The sequence below is a fragment of the Leptospira meyeri genome (assembly GCF_004368965.1).
Classification (GTDB): Bacteria; Spirochaetota; Leptospiria; order Leptospirales; family Leptospiraceae; genus Leptospira_A; species Leptospira_A meyeri.
In genome coordinates this window covers 162,752-181,394 of sequence record NZ_SORO01000004.1, presented here as the reverse complement: position 1 = coordinate 181,394, position 18,643 = coordinate 162,752, and the positions used below count along the sequence as shown (strand labels likewise).

The window sequence follows — 18,643 nt, the reverse complement described above, 5'->3', positions numbered from 1 at the left end:
TCCTTCATCGTAAATTTTTTGGAATTCGTTCTAAACTTCTTGGTTTTCCAAATCCTTCGCTGGATTCTGGAGGTTTGGGTAATTTCAAAGTTTCCAAATTTTTCTCTTCGTTTTTTGCCTTCACTTTCTTTTCTAAGTCAGATACACGTTCCAACATTCTTTGCATACGAAGTTCTGAATCGGGATCTGAGTCAGAACCGGACTTAGTATCTTCTTTTGGAATTGTCGGTTGGATATCAATGGGAGCGGGAATCAAACCATCACCTGATGGTGTGTAGATGGGAGGGACAGATGTATCTTCTGCTTTACGATTTCTAAAGTCGTATTCTTTGCCCAAAAAATCTTGTTCTTCAGGAATTGTATCGTGAGTGTATCCATTCGATTCTCTTTCACTGATAAAATCAAATTGCATCCGGCGGTTGGATTCGTATTTTAAATCTTCTGGATCGGACATACGTACGTCTTTTCGTTTTCGATTGTAATCCCTTTCAATCTCCATTAAAAACAAACTTCTTGTATCTTGAGCCAGTTGCATCCCTTGGGGTTTTGCATTTTCCCAACCATTGGTCCAACCCACATAAATCGCCATGATAAGAAAAAATACAAATAAGGAGATGGCGATTTTTTTCAGTAGGTCTTGGACTTGGGATGGGATTTTGTCTACGAGTCCATCGACAGCACCCATCATCTTTTGAGTGTCTACATTGACTTTTGGAATATTTATATTTTTAATGTCCACTGGTTACTCTTCCGAAATTTTAAAGACTACCCTTCGGTTTGTCCCACGACCTTCTTCGGTCTGATTGTCCGCTAACGGCACTGAGGGACCATGTCCCATAACAGCGATCCGTGTTTCTTCTATTTTATGTTTAGACTTTAAATAATTAGCAACCGAATTTGCTCTTTCCAGAGACAACTTTTGGTTGGCCGATTTGGTGCCTACATTGTCCGTATGCCCTTCAATTAAGATCTTCAAATTGGCCGATTTACGTAAAATCCCTGCCAATCTGTCTAGTTCTGGTTCGGATTCTTTGGTCAGTTCGGCAGACCGGAAGGCAAAAAATAAATTGTTCATCACAATCTGATTTCCTTTTTTTAGTTTGGGAAGGACAAGGAGGACAGTTTTTTCTTTGTCTTCTTTTTCTTTTCCCACCAAATTAAGGTTTTGCGAAACAGGAAGGTACCCTTCTTTTTCTCCATAGAACCCATAGTTCTCATCATAAGGTAGGATGATGCTAAACTCACCCGTCCCAGGATCACTCACTGTCGAGCCAATGGATTTTTTTCTAGTTAAAGATTCATATAACACATGAGCCGAAAGAGGTTTTCCTTCTTCATCTACAACTTTTCCTTTGATCACAACAACAGGTTCTGGTTGGAAATGATTGGGGATGGCAGCCATATACAGCTCTCCTTCCCTGGATACGTAAGCCCAATTTCCTACCGCAGGAATACTAAAAAAATTAACACCTCTTAGGTTAGGAGATAATTCTTGTGGTTCTGACCAGGAAGTCCAAGAATCATTTTGTCTTCTTGTAATAAAAATAGAGATACCTTCTTTTCTTCCAGATGAAGAGAAGTATAAGGTTTTGTCATCGGGAGCAAGGAATGGTGCCATCTCCTCTTCACCTGTATTTATGGTATTTCCGAGATTAATCCCTTCTTCAAATATACCAGAATCATTCTGCAAACTGACATATAAATCTAACTTACCAAGATTTTTCTTTTGTTGTGCCGAATAAAGCAAAGTTCGTCCACTAGAAGCAAGTGCAGATCCACCAAACACTTGTTGGTTTGGATTATCTACCTTTCTATACCAATTGTAAAAACTTGGGAAGTTTATTGGCGAAGGCATAGACCAGCCAGATTCCGTTTTACGAGTTTTGTACAAAGGGGCACGGTTTTGAATTTTATCAGTTCGTTCCTTATATTCTGTTTCTAACTTTGCGAGAACAATATGAAACTCTTTTGGATTTTGTGCTTCTCGCGATGCAATTTGAGATTTATACATCATCTCTCGTTTTAGGTTATCCAACATCTCTTCTTCGCCAAAATTACCGAAGACAAAAAGTTCGTTCCCACCAGGAAGAGCTGAAATCACAGCAGAAGGAAATTTATTATTGAGTGGAGTAGGAAGTTGTTCTCCTTGCATCCAAAACCCATATTGGTCTCGTTTGGCAGCCCAAATCTTTTGGGTGGATCTTCCCCCTTCTCGAATAAGAGCCGTCCAAAACAAAATTTTTCCATCAGGAGTACACTGGGGATTAAAAGAAAATTGACCCTGGGTTACATAACGTGGAATTTTTTTTAAACTCCAATCGGGAATTTTGCCTGTTTCAAACGGCTCCATTTCGTATCGAATGGGATTACAAATTTCACCTTGCACATCGCATAACATCCGTATCTTTTTCCCAGCCAAATAAGCCAACTCTTCTTGCAAAACCCCTGTTTGGACTCGAAATACTTGTTTGTCTGTGCGAAGGAGATGGCCGGTATTTAAGAGGTCACCCTCCAAAACCTGGATTCCATTTTTTACACTTTGTGAGCTAATGAGCCCATTCCCGAAAAGGAGGAGAATGATGATGAGAATCCGTGCCATACCATACGAAATGTCGGTTGAAACCTCCGATTCCCTTAGAAAATTGACCTATGATCCAAGCTAGCGGCATTACAGTCTCCTTCGGGAAAAAACCTCTTTTCGAAAACGTCTCCATTAAATTCAAACCGGAATGCCGTTACGGTCTGATCGGAGCCAATGGTTCTGGAAAATCGACCTTTATGAAGGTTTTAGCCGGTATTTTGCAGCCTACGGCCGGTTCTGTAGTGGTAGACAAGGACATGAAGGTCGGATATCTCAAACAGGACCACTACGAATACGAAAACGAGACCGTTCTTGGCACAGTTCTACGGGGAAATCCTGAACTTTGGAATCTCATGTCCGAAAGGGACGCCATCTACTCCAAAGAGGATATGACAGACGAGGACGGGATCAGGATCTCGGAAATTGAGGAACAGTTTGCCGATATGGGTGGATACGAAGCTGAATCCGTCGCCGGAGAACTTTTGGAAGGTTTAGGAATCCCTACCTCGGCACATAGCAGGCCTTTAAATTTTCTCACTGGCGGTTTCAAACTCCGAGTCCTTCTCGCCCAAGTTTTATTTTTAAAACCAGATGTTCTCCTTCTGGATGAACCAACCAACCACTTAGATATCAAAACCATCCATTGGTTAGAAGAACTTCTAATCAATTACGAAGGTGTGGTCATTGTGATTTCCCACGACCGTCACTTCATCAACTCCGTTGCCACTCACATTGCCGATTTGGATTATAATACCATTCGAATGTTCCCAGGGAACTACGATGACTTTATGATTGCTGCTGAACAATCACGTGAACAACTCATGAGTGATAGCAAACGAGCCAAAGAAAAAATTGCCGACTTACAAGAGTTTGTTTCAAGGTTTTCTGCAAACGCAAGTAAATCAAAACAAGCCACTTCTCGCCAAAAGATGATCGAAAAAATCAAAGCGGAAATGGTGGATGTAAAACCATCTTCCAGAGTAGCACCGTACATTCGCTTTAAGGCAAAACGTACACTTGGAAAAGATGTTTTCGAGGCCATTAATATTTCCAAAGCTTATGACAACAAACCAGTGATTAAAGATTTTAGTACTTCCATCACCAAAGGGGAAAAAGTCGGAATTGTCGGAACAAACGGTGTTGGTAAAACAACACTTCTCAAAATGTTATTAAAAAAATTAGAACCAGACTCAGGCCAGGTGAAATGGGGAGATTCAGTAGAAACTTCTTTTTTTCCACAAGACCACCGTGAGGCGATGGAACCTGATGCCGACACTCTTGTTGAATGGTTGTTACGCAATTCTCCACAAGGAACAGAAGTCCAAGAAATTCGAGCCATCCTCGGACGAATGCTTTTTTCTGGGGATATGGCAAACAAATCCACGACGGTTCTTTCTGGAGGAGAAAAATCAAGGATGATCATTGGTAAAATGATTCTTGCTTGTGACAATGTCATTGCTCTGGACGAACCAACCAACCACTTGGATTTAGAAACCATTGAGGCACTAAACTACGCCTTATCTTTGTTTGAGGGAACGGTGATTTTAGTGTCTCATGATAGAGAGTTCATTTCATCCCTTTGTACGAGAATCATCGAAGTAACACCTGAAGGAATCAAAGACTTCAAAGGTACTTACGAAGAATTTTTGGAGAGAGAAGGCAACGATTTTTACAAGCGGCTCACTGGTGGAGCAATTCTTTCCACTTAGAACTGTTTTTGCAGGGAAAGGTTGATCGACTGGATCTCTTTCCCTGCCATCAACTCCGTCACCAAACTAAAACTTCCCAAACTAAAGTTTAACCCCAAACTTCCATACCCAAATCCAGATCTATGGTTGTGTCTTGTAGCAAGCCTGATCCCGATAGCGCTGGGAACGGAACCAAAGTCATCTGGATTTTCCCTTGTGGAAATGGCCGCAAACCGATTGGCCTGGATCGCCGTATAACCATGATTATATACGATACCGATACCAGGAATGATGGACAAAAAACCTATCGTATAATTATACTTTATATCTAAAGAACCTGAAACAATTCTCGACTGATAAAATAAATCGTTTTGTCCAATCCAGCGACGTTTGTCTCCATCAATTCTAAATTGAGTAGGTCTTCTGTCATAAGAACTCAAATAAAGATCTTGGTTTGTTTGAAAAATTCCAATTCCAAACGAAAATCCGGAATCAACAGGAAAGTATCTGAATACAGCCCCATAATTAAAAACTCGGCCCCGAACATCAGTATTTCTAATTTTTACAAAAGGAATATTGGCCTCGCCAAACTCATAAGGAAAAAAATGCGTTGTTAAATTCCATTGTTTTGCAAAAGCACCGTTCAACCATTCTCCTAAGTTCACCGTAAAACTTAAGGAAGGTGATGCGGCTACCCCCTTTTTCGGAAGAGTTCGGAGTTCAGAATTTTCATAATAAAAATCTCGAGCCTTTTCTTGGCCTTGAGACACCGTATACCCTAATCCCAATCGATAACGTTCTACCTTGGTTCCACCGGATTGATTAGAATTTAAATTTTGTAATACTGCGTTATCTCCCATAGAACGCAGGAACCCATTTGTATAAATTCGATCAAAGGCTGGTTCTGCAAAATTCCCTAATAATTGGTATTCACCTGGGATATTCGCACATTCTCCCCCTAAGCAGATCACTTGCGCCTCAATGGGATTTCCAATTGTAAGTGTTAAAAAAATAAAAGTGAATATGGAAAATAATAATCTCATAATACCGAGAGGATTTGTAAGATACAAAATCTAACTTTTGTTATTTTAGATTAGATAACCAATTTAAAAAAAGTTCCATTGCTTTTTTGCGGTGGGACACATTATTTTTTTCCGATTCAGGAACTTCTGAGAACCGTTTTTCGAATGGAGGGTAGAAAAAAATAGGATCGTATCCAAATCCATATTTACCTTCTTCGTCATAATCAGTACAAATCAGTCCATCAACTCGGCCTTCAAAAGAAACGGCATGAGTTCCATCTACATAACTTACCACGCAACTGTAATAAGCATCACGATTCTTATTACTACCTAATCTTTGTAACAGGTAAAGTGCACGTTCTTTGTCTGTAAGTCCTGGTCCTCCGAATCTAGCTGAATACACTCCAGGTTCGCCACCAAGTGCAGGAACTGAAATTCCCGAATCATCGGCAAAGGATGGAAGGCCAGTTAGGCGAAAAAGTTCTTTTGATTTGATAAAAGAATTTCCAATGAATGAGTTTTCTGTTTCTTCTGGAGAAAAGGAAATCCCTAGGTCCTTGGGAAGGACAACTTCATACCCGTAAGGCGAAAGCAACATTTGCATTTCCTTCCATTTGTGTAAACTTCCGGAAGCAAATGCTAAAGTTTTTTTTGTCAGTGGGAATCTTCCTCGTCGAGTTGGAATCCTTCCATAGCAGAAGATAAATCTGGAAAAATTTCGAATACTTTATCAAGCATTGTGATTTCAAAAAGTTGAATCAAATCTTCATCTACAACAATTACCTTAATATCACCATTCATGGGTTTTAACTTACGTTTGGTGGCAACAAAAATACCTAAGGCAGTCGAACAAATATGGTGAACTTTGGTTAAATCCAGAATGATTTTTTTAACAGAGCTTTGCGTGAGTTTTGAAAGTTCTTTTTCAATTTCATCGGAATCAACCTTGAGGATGGCCCCAGAAAACTTAATGATCCTTATGTCATCCTTGACTTGAACATCCATTCGATTCAATCACCCCCACTTAACAGTAAAACAACACAGGAAACCTTTCTAACGCCGGACTGTTTGTACAGCCTAGCAATTTCATTGATTGTGGCACCTGTCGTAAATATATCATCTACGATTAGAACATGAAGTCCTTCCATGATTCTATCACTTTTTGTGAATTGGAATGCCTTTTTTGCATGAAAAAAACGTTTCTCGAACCCTAACGAAGATTGTTTGTCCGACGAAACCTTACGCAAACTAGTATCTTCCCTGATTTTCCAAAGTTTTTTCCATTTACCGAGGAGGGCAAAGGAAGCATGATACGGTCTTGGTCCCGACTTAGGAGACGAGGGAACTAAGGCCAGTAAATCGGGAAGATCCCCCAAAAACTGTCTAGAAAGGGACCTATGTCCCAAACAAAAATATTCTGCAAGCTGCCTTTCGTTTTCAAATTTTAAGGACTGAAAAAGGGTTCTTTCAAAATCATTACGAATTTGCAAATAGAAGACTTGGTCATAAAAAACAAATCGATCCGCTGGTGGATTGACCTGCCTGCGGTTCCAATTTTGTTTTTGTGGGAAATAGTTTTGTTTTGTGCAAGGTTTGCAAACAGCGGTGATTTCCGAAAAAAAATCGGAACGTCCACAACTCACACAAAATTTTGGGAAAAAAAAGGATAAAAAGCGAACCCCTCTCATAATGAAAGGGGTTCGTTTCCGCAGACTTGCGGTTCTATTTTTTTCTGGTAAAATTACTTAGCAGGTGTAGTTGCTGCAGGAGTTTGTGTTTCTACCTTAGAAGCTTCTGTTGATTTTTGGATTGTAGAAGTTGGAGGAGTTAAATCAACTGTGAGTTTTACTTCCACTACATCCGATTGGTTACCAACATTGTCTACTGCCATTGCTTTGATCACATGGTCACCCTGTGTTTCAATCGCAATTGCTTCTACGTAAGGTTTGTATTCTTCTTCATCAACTTTTACTAAAACTTTTTTGATACCAGATTCTTTGTCAGTTGCATTTACGTAGAATACGTTTCCTTTTCTTTGGAAGTTTTTTCCATTGATGTCAACGAGTGGGAAAGAAGGAACAATTTCAACAGTTGGTTTTACATCATCTACAGTAATGATAAGAGAAGATTCTGGTGAGGAATTTCCTGATTTATCGGTAGCGGAATATTTCACTACGTTTGCTCCACTGTTCTCCAATTTGATTGGATCAGCATAAGATTTTGCAACTTCTTGGTTGATGCTGAATTGAATTTTTTCAACGCCTGTTTGTTGGTCTTCTGCTACAAGCGTATACGTATTGTTCTTTGACGCAAAAGGAACTCCATCTAAAACAAAAAACTGTTCTTGTGGCACTAAGTTCACTCTTGGAGCTGTGTTATCAACATGAACTACCAGAATTTTTGGAGTCTCAGCATTTCCGACTTTATCAACAGATCGGTAATAGATTTCAGTAAGACCTTCTTCAGCAATACGGATTGGTTGCGTGAATTTTCTGTATTCACCATTTTTCGGTTTCCACTCAATAAAATCGATTGTGGATGATTCGTCTTTTGCATCTAATGAAAAAGTGGTTTTACTTGTAATGAAAAGAGCAGACGCATCAGAAGAAGAAGCCCCTGATTCTTTTTTGTCACCCAATATGTCTTTTACAGTTGTCTCAGCTTTATTTACACCGTCTTTGGCTTGAGTAGAAGTGGACTCTGTTTTTTTAATTGCCTGGTCTTTTGTGGAAGTAGTGGCTTTTGGTGCAGCAACCTGTGCTGTGATTTGGCCTGCGAAAGAAATTGTCAGTATGGCCAAAAGATATTTGTGCGCCTGCATTTGTATAAGTCTCCTTTTTACAGATAAAACATATATATCCCCCTTCTAAGGAATTATTGTCAACATGATTGCATTGATAAACTTAAGGAAACTTGCACTTTTTCTTTTCTTCTTTGGAATGGTTCCGATTCAGGCTGAAGCTGGGATTTGGCGGGAAATTCTTCTCGAAAATTTCGAATTGTCCAATTACAATCAGGAAAACCTGCGAACAAAGTTGGAAAAGGGAACCAAACTTCCGGAAATCTCCCTTTCCAGCAATTTCACTGCTCCCATCCCAGGTTCCAAACAAGCACTCGTACTGCGAATTCCCAAAGATGCCAATTTTCCTTTTTCATTATACTTTCCAAAACCCATTGAAGTGAATGCCTTCATCAAAGAAATCACCATCCCCATTTATTCATCACAATCCAACGGGAACCTAACACTAATCATAGAATCACAAGATGCAGAAGTTAGACAATTAAATTTGACTTCATTGAATTATCGAGGTTGGAAATCGATTACGGTTTCGATTTCAAAAAATTTTGATCAAAACGATAGAGTTTTTCTACAAAAGAGTTCGATACGAATTCTCGGATTCTTTTATCTGCCTTATGAAAATAATGATCCCAACCAAGAGGTCCTCATTGCCATCGATGACATAACTGCGATTGTGCGAGATAAATACAGACCCCTTCGTAACAAAGAAATCCTTCTCGAAGATTGAATTTTCGCTCCCTCAGATTGCCTCTTTCTGTAAAAAACTCTTTTCTTCACAACCTCATGACCGAACCTGATCCTAAATGGAAATGGAACTGTCCCTAGAACAATACGAAACCCTGCTGAAGCTTGTGTATATGGGAGATTGGGTCATTTCCACCTTGCAAGCCAAGGATCGTTCGGAAGATGAACCTGATACGGATTCTCGTTTTGCCGATGTAGTTCGCCATGTTTTTGCACAAGCAGACCATGCAGGTCTTGGTAATATTGTGCAAATCGATCAGAACAACGGAGAGCCCTATCTGACTAGAGAATTCGAGGAAGAAAGTGGTCTCGTTGATATTCTGGAAGATTATGAAGATGAAGTGTTTTGGCAAGCACTCATAGAAAGGCTTGCACACAGAGATTTTCTCCGTCACTACGGAGAGACTGCCATCTCCCAAATGGCAATTGAAGAAAGAATCGAAAAAGAAACGCCATTTCACGACAAATGGGCACAAGAGTTTCACGAAAACGGTCTCGAAAATCTAAAAATCTAATTCTGCCCACTTGCTCAAACAATCAACTGAATCGAAACAGAAGAGCCACTAATGCTCGCTATACCAGCCTATGTTTTTATTAAAAATTAGTTCCGACCATTTTCTTGTTTTTGTTTTATCTTAGGCCAGAGCAATTTATCTTCCCTTTCCTTTTTTCGACTCATCGATTCACTGAGCCTTGTGCGAAGAATAAAATCAATTTGGGCTTTTGTCTGAAGGGGCAAACGATCGGCATCTGATACATTGCCAAGATCTCTTAACAAAAGTTGGATTGTTTCAAAGGCTTTTTCATTTAAAAAATCACCGTTTGCGGGCAAACTTGTGATTCGATTCCAAGTTTTGATTGCTTCTGATTGGAGTTTCGAATCTTTGCGACTGTTTCCTGCTTCCCAAAGGACCCTTCCCTTCTCAAAATACCCATCTTTCAATCTGTATCCTTTCGGAGTGTTCGCAATCAATGTATCCAAAATATCCACTCTCTTTTTTGAATAGGCTTCCTCTACATCCTTTGGAGCAAAAAGTTTTTTCTCCGTTAAGAGTTTTTTATATTTCTCTGACATTCTTCGTAAGGTTTCATAACGCAGAGTTTGTTTTTGTTCTGGAGTTGCTAGTTTTAAGTATTCTTTTGCCTGGAAGTATTGTTCGAGAGCTCGACTTTGAATTTCGTAAATGTTTTCAATGGTAAAAAGAATTTCAGTGCCAGTATTTGTTCCTAGGTTTTGTGAAAGAGCTGCCATCATTTGTCTAAGAAAATCTTCTTTATTCAGATTTTCTTGAAAATAATCTATGGCAAAATAACTCGGGTCACCGCTAAACGGATAGGCTAACCTTTGTAAGTTTTCATAATACAAATCTCGAACAAAAAAACTAAGATCTCCCTTGTCTGGATCATAACCCATAAACCGAGAGATAAACTCGTCTAATTGTTTTTCTTTCTTTTGTTTGAGTGTTTTGTCTAAATAACGAATTCGATCTCCCTGAGGCATTGTCAGTGGAGATTTTGGTTCTACCTCACCTTCCTTAGAAATCCTCATAGTAATTGGAGGAGAAGACTCATCTCCTTTTCGAAACTCTTCAATGATGCGGTTTCGCTCTTTGTGAACAAACAAATTATCTTCAGCGTTTTCTATATCAACACGGAAAGGGTCACGAATTCCTTTTACTGTTGGTAGAACATCTTTAACAATGATATCTTCGTAATCACGGTATCTTTTGATATAAGAATCTGCAACTCCAGAATTTTCATTGATTTGATCATAGTCATTTTTGAATTGTTTGCGTAAAGATGATGTGCCTTCCAAGTCTTTGACTAATTCTTCCCATTGGCTCCCGTTATATTTACCTTTTGAAAATCCATTCCCATCACCGGCCTCTCCTTCCTCTCCCTCACCTGGATCATCGGAAGTTTCCGCATTTCCCGTTTCACCGCCGATTTTTCCAAAATTCATCTGAAACGTGAGTTCTTTTTCTTCTTCTTGCGCGTAAATCCAAGGCGGACCACAAAGAATTTTCTGATATGGCGAATCTGCGTTATTAAAAGAATATATAATTAATGTTATGTGAGAAGCGACCGAAATATAGAGAGCAATATAAAATCTAAATTCAAAAAGAAGTTTAAGTATTTCCTTTTGCATAAAAGAAAAACACTAGTCCTACAATTCCCATATACAAATAAGATAGTAAGTTCCCGTATAACCGGTAAAAAGTCATTTCCCCAGGAATTACCTGAACTTTTTTGCGAATCACGGCCGTTGTTTCAATCGGAGTGAAATCATTATCGATATTCCGCCCAAGATGATCCGTAAACACTGATGTTCCAGAATTAGTGGACCTAACAATCCATTTACGAAATTCTATAGCACGCAGTCTACCTAAAGTATGATGTTGGTAAGACTCAACTGAATTTCCATACCATTTGTCGTTTGTGACATTGACAATAAAATCAGGATCTCCCTCAAACTTTCTCACAAACTCAGAAATGATCACTTCATAACAAATCAAAGGCAAAAAACTTCCGATTTGTTTTTCGTCCACTTTTTCTTTGGAATAATATTCCCTAACCCCTGCTGGACCCATCGTCATTGTGTCTTCAAAATGAAGTTCTTTTATTTGCGAAGATGGTGTTTTCCTTGGTTCATAATAAGGAATTAAATTAAGATTGGTTCCAGGTGCAAACTGTCCGGTTTGTCCAGACAGAGCATACATCCATTCAAAGGGCATGTATTCACCGAAAATCAGTAAAAAAACTTTTTGATAACTATTTCTTCTTTCTCCATTCGGATTCATTACAACTGAAGAATTGTACATTCGAACATCTCGTCTGGATATACGACCAGGAAGAGCTTCTTTATTTAGGTCTGCATCTAACTCGTTGTAAAATACATTTGTCCCATGCCGTAGACTTAAAATCGCCATCAAAGATTCGAATTGATGCCAATAGATACGGCTGTAACGAGTCACCTCTGTATCATGTGTTGTGAAGAACGGTACACCTGACTCTGGCAAAACGACCAGATCTACCGAGTTCCCTTTCAGTTCCCGTTCTGCCATTGAATCAATTCGAGTCATTAGATTTCGAATTTCTTCGGCAGGGTTACGTCCATCCCGAAATTCCAAAGGAGCATTCGGTTGAATAATCAAAACATCCCGCTCAGTGATGGGTTTTACTTTTGACCATTTTTGAAACAAATAATACCCATTCCCAAAAAATAGAACTAAAACCAAAACAAGGCTTAGGCCACCAAATAAAAAACGTTTTTGGAAAGTTTTGTGCCTAAAAAGAAATTTTTTCAGTAGGCGAAAAAAAGTTTTTGGTTTTCTAAGCGAAAACAAATAATAAGAGACAAAAAACAAAAATGCGGACAAACCGTACGCACTCGCATACTCTGCGTTTTGCGCCAAAATTTGGTTTTCAGCAACTACGTTTCCAAAATACCAAGGAAAAACTTGGGGTGTAAAAAATTCCGCAAATAAAATTGAAACAGATGCAATGATAGGAAAAAATTTTCCCACTCGTTTAGCCAAAAAGGAAAACAATAAAAGATAAACAGGAAACTTAAAATTCAATAGAATTGCAGAACCAATAAAAATGGGAACTGCCAAATACCAATCAAATCCACCAAAAACAGTGGTCATATGGTAAATCCAATGAAAGGAAACGAAATAAAATAAAATGGAAAAACCAAAACCATGATAAATGAGTTTTTTCCATTTCCCCCGATTTCTTTTTTCCACAAAGAAAAGCCCAAAAGGAGCTAACCAAACAAAAAAAGGAAGGTTTATTGGAGCAAAAGAAAGGAAGGAAAATACAGCGGTAATCGCATAACAAAGTACGGATATGAACCCTTCGCGTGAAATTAAAAAACGAGCCAGTTTCATATCCGTTAGACTACTAAAAATAAATTACGATTTGTTGTAGTTATTGTTACCGTTTTGCACTTTTGTAAAAATCATTTTACCGGCAGCCGTTTGGATGATACTTGTGACTACCACTCTTACATCTTTTCCAACTAAATGGCCACCGTTTTCGATCACAACCATGGTTCCATCTTCCAAGTAACCAATTCCTTGGTTTTCGTCTTTTCCTTCTTTGATGACGGAAATTTGGAATTCTTCACCAGGAAGTACAACAGGTTTTAATGCATTGGCAAGATTGTTCAAGTTTAGGACACGAACCCCTTGCAACTCAGCAACTTTGTTTAAGTTGAAGTCGTTGGTTACAACAGCTCCACCTGTATCACGTGCTAGTTTCACAAGTTTTGCATCCACTTCTCTTGTATCTGAATAATCCGTATATGTAATCTTTACTTCAATAGAACCTTTTCTTTGGAGTTTGTTCAACATCTCAAGACCACGGCGTCCGCGAGCCCGTTTGATTGGATCAGAAGAATCGGAAATAAGTTGAATCTCTCTTAAAACAAAGTTTGGTAAAATGAGTGGACCATCTAAGAAATGTGTATCAGCAATATCTAAAATACGACCATCAATCACAACAGAGGTATCTAGAATTTTATCTTTGATCTGAGTGTTGCCAGTCTCAAGTCCAGGGATTTGGAAACTAGAACCACCAGTGGAGTTACCACCACCAAAAATCCCAAGGCCTGGTTTTTTTGCAAAAGCCACCCCTGTTTTGATTCCAGAGAGGAAAAGTAGAACTGCCACAAAAATGGCTATGGATTTGTATCCGTAATCGTTAAGAAGGCTAACAGGGAAGGCCGCAATGGACAAACCAAGAAGTGCTCCCACACTACCACAAAGTACAAGATCAGCTTTGATTTCAGGGAATAACTTTCTTTCGCCTAACACGAGGAATAGGGAATAAAAAAGAATGACTCCAGCAAGTGTCCCCGCCAAAACGAGGTTTTGCGATTCCGAATATAAGAAGAAAAACGATACCGAAGAGACAAAAATTGTCCCAAGGGTTGAAAGTAAGTGTTTCATAACTCAATCCTTATAAAAGAGTTGAGCAAAAACGGAAGTTTATTCTAAATCTAGATCATCATCCAATTCTTTTGGAGGTGGTGGTGGAGCCATTCCCTGAACGGAAGCAGCTAACACGTCCGAGACGATGTTCCCTGCTTCTTCCTGGGGTACACCTTTACTAAGTGCAATTTCCATCTTTACTAAATTATAGGCGCTCTCATAGAGCTTTCTTTCCATAATGGAAAGTTCTTTGCCATAGGCACGTCTGTAAAGATTACGGCAAACATCAGCCACTTCGAAAATGGAACCAGATTTGATCTTGTTCATATTGTTCTGGTAACGGACCTTCCAGTCCTCTTCCGTGTCGACCTCATCCTTTTTTAGGAGAGTGAGAACTTTTTTGATCTCTTTTTTATCAATGATCGACCGGATACCCACATCCATTGCCCGATCCACAGGGATAGAGACCTTCATTTTGGAACCTTGAATTTCCAAACTGTAACAGTCTTTTTTCTTTCCCAGAATCAGCTTTTTCGCAACTTCTGTGACTTCACCTACTCCATGGATAGGGTATACAACGTAGTCCCCCACCTTGAATTTAGGCTCTTTAGTTTTTTCGTTTAGTTTTTTTGTAGCCAAGTAAGTATAATAACTTCCGTAAATACTCTTGCCATGAGTATAACTGAAAATTGACGAATGTCAAGGAAGTTGGTAAAAATAGTTCAGAATCGAATGGTTTTTACTTGGGCGTCGGTCAATGTAGGGAGTTTCGACTTCACCGCTTCTAAAGTTTCTTTCGCATCATCCAAACGGTAAAAGTAACCAGCAAATAGTTTTCCCGTAGAGGTACGAAAGATCCTACCTCGGAGGCTAGGATTTGAATCAATCAGTTGTTTTCCCACTGCAATTGCTTCTTCCGGTGTGAAATCCCCAATTTGTACCATATAGTTGATTTGGTCATTTTTAGGAGGGAACTTCAAGGCTTGCGGGAATGGCGAAGCAGTGCCGGATCCAGATTCATTGGATCGGTTCTCTTCCTGGTCGCTGGAAACTTCTTCCTGAATTCTTACTTTCGGCGCCGGCAATCTTTGGGTGCCACCGACATTCGAAAAAGAAGTCTCCGAATTTTCTTTAAATTTAGTTTCTTTTTGGCCAAGTTGGATTCCAACCACCATACCGGAGGTAAATAATAAGATGCCACCAATGAGAAGGATAAATGCAGATTTAGGCTTTTGTGTACTACCAAGATACGAATGCGTTTGTGGCAAATAGGATGGAACCTCACCTTCTAAGGGTCGGCCGGATCTAAGCTTTCTCGAATAATCTATATTTTGCATGTGCGTTCCGGGATCTCTATTACTCTAATTGTCGGACATAGATTCGAAAAAATAGAATTGTTTTTTAATGAAAACGAAATGATTCTAAATCAAAGTAGATCGTAGTTGAAACCACTAGTCCTATTTGAAAAATGAGATTCAGAAATTGTGAATTGCCCTCTTTGTGAATCAGAATCCAATCCTTTTTTTACCAATAGATTTCGCTCATATCAAAGATGTCGAAATTGTCTTTCCATCTTTATGGATTCAAAGTTTTGGCCAAACCAAGAGGAAGAAAAAACACGGTATCTGGAACACAATAACGATATAAACGACATACGTTACCAAAATTTTTTAAGACCAGTGGTGGAGAAGGTTCTGGGCAATCAAAAATCAACAGACCAAGCATTGGATTATGGGGCAGGTCCCGGTCCAGTCGTTCAGTTTTTGTTGGAACAGAAAGGATACAAAATCAAATTGTATGATCCCTTCTTTCACAATGATCCAGAAAACTTAAAACAATCTTACGACTACATCATCCTCACGGAAGTTGTGGAACATTTCCATTCCCCCAAAAAAGAATTTCAGATTTTATACAACTTATTAAATACGAACGGATGTTTGTATATCTTGACCCATCCTTACGATGACAGTATTCATTTTGAAAAATGGTATTATAAAAATGACCAAACTCATACCTTCTTTTATACAAAAAAAGCTTTTGAATGGATTTTAAATCATTATGGATTCAAAAATTTAGACATCCAAAATAGAATTATTATTTTAAGAAAGTAATGTAGTTTTATCATCATGAATAGGCCTTATAAAATTCTTATCTTCAGTTCATTTTCTAAATTCAATGACAAAACAGCAAAGATCAATAGTGGACACTAAGGAAGGCTCATCAATATAGAAATGTCACTTGCATTCAATTGGCGTCCTTTGAAAAACCAAATATCATCCATCTTTCCTGAAAAAAAACGAGGGTTACTGTAACCATAACCGATGTTTAGTGGAGTTCCCGTCCACCATTGAAACGGTGAACTGCCCGTAATGCATCCAGTGACATACGGTTCACCCGTACCAGGGTCGAAGGAATTGATCGAATCAGAGGTGACTCCTACATTCACTCCATTGACCCAAATGGTTCCTTGCTGCGTGGCTCCATTATGAACGTAAGTTATATGAGTCCAGACATTTGCAGGTAAAACCGTTGAAGAAACCCCTCGCGTAAGATTGCTATTATCCCAAAAGGAAAAAAAAGAAGAAAACTCAAAATGCCCTGTTGCATCCAAGGAAAACATGACCCCTGGATTGTAACCAATACCTTCTTGGAAACCCATAATTTGATTGTTCGTGGCATTGTATGGAAAAATCCATAAAGCAATTGCAAAGTCCTCGTGACAAAGAGGAGTAAAGTCACTTGAAAATAACTGATCAGTCCCGTTGAAAGAAGCGGTGCCGTTTGGCAGGTTGGAACGACTGAGAGAATAAGTTGGACCTGTCGTCACAGGCCAAAATCCGCCAGGAAGATATCCATGATGAGCACTTCCGCTCCTATCATTGATATCACCATCCAGTGGATACCATGCATAAAGACCAGAGACAAGCGTTGACGGGATTTGGAAACCATTTGTAGAAGTAACGTTTTTAGGACCACAACGCCCTTCTAAAAAACATTTTAAAATTTCAGTTTCAGTGAATGATCTGCTTTCGTAATCTCCCGTATTATTAAATGAGTTCAGCTGACAATCAAATGATAAACAAAATGCGAATGTAAAATATAGAATCTGTCCGGGAATTCGGATATATATCTCCATGAATACATAGGATATCCGAAAAAAAAAGCTGGTCGTCCGAATCTATATTTCAGGACACTTTTTTAGAATAAAACTTGTCAGTTACTAGAAAAAGCAAAATCTAATTCGAAATGAAATTGGTTCGATTTTTGTTTCTTCTATGGATCCTTTCTACAGGAATTTCGTGTTCCGATCAGGATAAAAATAGAACTAACATTACAAATCGATTCGAATTCTTTCGCGATCCTACAGGGCAACTAAGCTTAGAAGAAGTAGAGAAACAAACATCTTGGCAAAACATCCAAGAAGATTCTCTTTCTTTCCATTTTACAAAAGACATCATTTGGCTTCGAACCTCATTAAAAGATCCAGCTTTTTTCCCTGAGAAAATCATCTCTTTGGAATGGAAGGCATTAGACAATGCGATTCTTTTTTTACCGGACGAAACGTCCTATCTTTCATTTCAAACAGGGGATTCTTTTCCTAAATCTACCTGGGCTGTTCCAGAAGCGTTAGATCCGAGTTTTAAAATCCCACAAGGAATCCGAACCAAAAAAAAGTATATTTATTTGCGACTTCAATCCATTTCACTCATTTCATTTCCCATCTTCTCTATGGACGAGAATGCATTTCACAACAAAATTGTTTTAGAAACGGCTGTGATCTATTTAATTCTGGGATTTTGTGCTGTTATGTTTCTGATTAGCCTCTTTTATCTTGTTGCATTTCGGCTTTATGAATTTTTTTATTATGCGGTCTATATTCTAACAACGACTTTGTGGTTTAATACCCAATTCGGAAATTCCTTTCACAGTCTTTGGCCTAATTCAACTTGGTGGCAAAGCCGATCCAATTTATTTTTTTTGGCATTGGGAATCGCAGCATCTTTTCAATTCGTAAGAATGTTCTTAAACACAAAACAAAGAACTCCTTGGGTGGACCGGGGACTGACATCCTTTGCATTTGTTGGGCTCATATCTGCTTTCTGTATCCCTTTTACAGAAACAAATATGCTCTTTTCTAGAATCATCAATCTTATTTATTTAATATCGGTTCCTATCATCCTTTTGACTGGGATTCGAATCTATTGGATGGGCGATAAAAAAATCAAATTCTTTCTCTTCTGTTGGGGAAGTTATCTTTGTTCTGGATACGTTTCCATTTTCTATTACTTAGGAATCATTCCCTATTCTTTGCCGATTTTATACGGATCGATCTTTATATTTCCAATCGATCTATTTTTTTTATTATTCAATCTTCTGCAAAAGTACAAAGATTTGGATTGGGAAAGAAATGAAATCTTACATAAATTTCTTACTATAAATAATTCCAAAGACAAACGTTATACAAAATCCAAACTAGAATCGGTCAACACAGTTGAGTTCTTAGTCCGACTAGAAAAATGGATGTCAAAAACAAAACCATATTTAGATGAAACATTGGATTTAGAAAAAACTTCCTCAGCAATCGGACTGAATCTACAACAAACTTCGGAGTTAATCAATTCGCAGCTGGGAATGAGTTTTCGAGCCTATTTGAATTCCTATAGAATTAAGGAAGCAAAAGAAATGCTAAAGAACAAACCGGATTTTTCAGTGATTGCTATCGCCTTTGCAACAGGTTTCGGCTCAAAATCAGCATTTAATGCTGAATTCAAAAAATCAACCGGCCTAACACCTGGTGAATATAGAAAGAAAACAGAATCTACATAATTACAAACATCCATTAACGATAAAAGGCTCTTTTTATCTTTAAT

18 protein-coding genes are annotated in these 18,643 nt (G+C 38.6%); 5 read left to right on the top strand and 13 right to left on the bottom strand.

The features are described from left to right. Window positions 1-4 precede the first annotated feature (4 nt). Both CLV96_RS18470 and CLV96_RS18465 read right to left on the bottom strand, forming a co-directional pair. The gene (locus CLV96_RS18470; protein ID WP_004785471.1) at window positions 5-739 is read right to left on the bottom strand and encodes an LIC_11485 family protein; all 735 of its coding nucleotides are present in this window, start codon (window positions 737-739) and stop codon (window positions 5-7) included. A 3-nt stretch (window positions 740-742) separates the two neighbouring features. Further along, window positions 743-2,599, bottom strand: a complete 1,857-nt coding sequence (locus CLV96_RS18465) for an OmpA family protein (protein WP_004784181.1) — start codon at window positions 2,597-2,599, stop codon at window positions 743-745. A gap of 50 nt (window positions 2,600-2,649) precedes the next feature. Here CLV96_RS18465 and abc-f point away from each other — a divergent pair, with 50 nt between their 5' ends. Next, on the top strand, window positions 2,650-4,290 hold the full coding sequence (abc-f, locus tag CLV96_RS18460; RefSeq protein WP_004786450.1) for a ribosomal protection-like ABC-F family protein: 1,641 nt from the start codon (window positions 2,650-2,652) through the stop codon (window positions 4,288-4,290). Here the strand turns inward: abc-f and CLV96_RS18455 are convergent. From CLV96_RS18455 to ompL47, 5 genes are all read right to left on the bottom strand, one after another. Continuing rightward, window positions 4,287-5,312 (bottom strand): Lsa36 family surface (lipo)protein, encoded by a 1,026-nt coding sequence (locus CLV96_RS18455; RefSeq protein WP_004786966.1) that lies wholly within the window; start codon window positions 5,310-5,312, stop codon window positions 4,287-4,289. The two genes, abc-f and CLV96_RS18455, sit on opposite strands and share 4 nt — an antisense overlap. A 40-nt stretch (window positions 5,313-5,352) precedes the next feature. Further along, complete coding sequence (gene rdgB, locus CLV96_RS18450; protein WP_081581534.1) at window positions 5,353-5,949, bottom strand: RdgB/HAM1 family non-canonical purine NTP pyrophosphatase; 597 nt, start codon at window positions 5,947-5,949, stop codon at window positions 5,353-5,355. Further along, window positions 5,946-6,296, bottom strand: coding sequence for an STAS domain-containing protein (locus tag CLV96_RS18445; RefSeq protein WP_004785977.1), 351 nt, complete (start codon window positions 6,294-6,296; stop codon window positions 5,946-5,948). Before CLV96_RS18445 ends, rdgB begins: the two co-directional genes overlap by 4 nt. Window positions 6,297-6,301: 5 nt before the next feature. Continuing rightward, window positions 6,302-6,934: a ComF family protein gene (locus CLV96_RS18440; RefSeq protein WP_004785136.1), complete on the bottom strand. Its 633-nt coding sequence runs from the start codon at window positions 6,932-6,934 to the stop codon at window positions 6,302-6,304. A gap of 98 nt (window positions 6,935-7,032) precedes the next feature. Continuing rightward, complete coding sequence (gene ompL47 / locus CLV96_RS18435) at window positions 7,033-8,112, bottom strand: multi-beta-barrel domain surface protein OmpL47 (protein WP_004784605.1); 1,080 nt, start codon at window positions 8,110-8,112, stop codon at window positions 7,033-7,035. 64 nt (window positions 8,113-8,176) lie between these two features. Here ompL47 and CLV96_RS18430 point away from each other — a divergent pair, with 64 nt between their 5' ends. Continuing rightward, the gene (locus tag CLV96_RS18430; RefSeq protein WP_004785082.1) at window positions 8,177-8,818 is read left to right on the top strand and encodes a flagellar filament outer layer protein FlaA; all 642 of its coding nucleotides are present in this window, start codon (window positions 8,177-8,179) and stop codon (window positions 8,816-8,818) included. An 82-nt stretch (window positions 8,819-8,900) separates the two neighbouring features. Beyond that, entirely contained in the window at window positions 8,901-9,350 is a 450-nt protein-coding gene (locus CLV96_RS18425) for a hypothetical protein (protein WP_231292532.1), read from the top strand. Between the two features lie 86 nt (window positions 9,351-9,436). Here the strand turns inward: CLV96_RS18425 and CLV96_RS18420 are convergent, their stop codons facing one another. From CLV96_RS18420 to CLV96_RS18400, 5 genes are all read right to left on the bottom strand, one after another. Next, entirely contained in the window at window positions 9,437-10,984 is a 1,548-nt protein-coding gene (locus tag CLV96_RS18420) for a hypothetical protein (protein ID WP_004786629.1), read from the bottom strand. Further along, entirely contained in the window at window positions 10,965-12,728 is a 1,764-nt protein-coding gene (locus tag CLV96_RS18415) for an apolipoprotein N-acyltransferase (protein ID WP_004785814.1), read from the bottom strand. Before CLV96_RS18415 ends, CLV96_RS18420 begins: the two co-directional genes overlap by 20 nt. 24 nt (window positions 12,729-12,752) lie before the next feature. After that, entirely contained in the window at window positions 12,753-13,790 is a 1,038-nt protein-coding gene (locus CLV96_RS18410) for a PIN/TRAM domain-containing protein (RefSeq protein ID WP_004785469.1), read from the bottom strand. Window positions 13,791-13,829: 39 nt separating this feature from the next. Beyond that, window positions 13,830-14,411: a CarD family transcriptional regulator gene (locus tag CLV96_RS18405; protein ID WP_004785733.1), complete on the bottom strand. Its 582-nt coding sequence runs from the start codon at window positions 14,409-14,411 to the stop codon at window positions 13,830-13,832. An 83-nt stretch (window positions 14,412-14,494) separates the two neighbouring features. Then, window positions 14,495-15,109, bottom strand: a complete 615-nt coding sequence (locus CLV96_RS18400) for a hypothetical protein (RefSeq protein WP_004787458.1) — start codon at window positions 15,107-15,109, stop codon at window positions 14,495-14,497. Between the two features lie 240 nt (window positions 15,110-15,349). Here CLV96_RS18400 and CLV96_RS18395 point away from each other — a divergent pair, with 240 nt between their 5' ends. Continuing rightward, window positions 15,350-15,883 carry a class I SAM-dependent methyltransferase gene (locus CLV96_RS18395; RefSeq protein ID WP_004784217.1) on the top strand — a complete coding sequence of 178 codons (534 nt, stop codon included), beginning with the start codon at window positions 15,350-15,352 and terminating at the stop codon, window positions 15,881-15,883. A 95-nt stretch (window positions 15,884-15,978) separates the two neighbouring features. Here the strand turns inward: CLV96_RS18395 and CLV96_RS18390 are convergent, their stop codons facing one another. Continuing rightward, a complete protein-coding gene (locus CLV96_RS18390; RefSeq protein WP_004784239.1) occupies window positions 15,979-16,908 on the bottom strand; it encodes a LamG domain-containing protein in 930 nt (309 codons plus the stop codon). A 110-nt stretch (window positions 16,909-17,018) separates the two neighbouring features. Here CLV96_RS18390 and CLV96_RS18385 point away from each other — a divergent pair, with 110 nt between their 5' ends. Further along, on the top strand, window positions 17,019-18,599 hold the full coding sequence (locus tag CLV96_RS18385) for a 7TM diverse intracellular signaling domain-containing protein (protein ID WP_004785320.1): 1,581 nt from the start codon (window positions 17,019-17,021) through the stop codon (window positions 18,597-18,599). Window positions 18,600-18,643 lie beyond the last annotated feature (44 nt).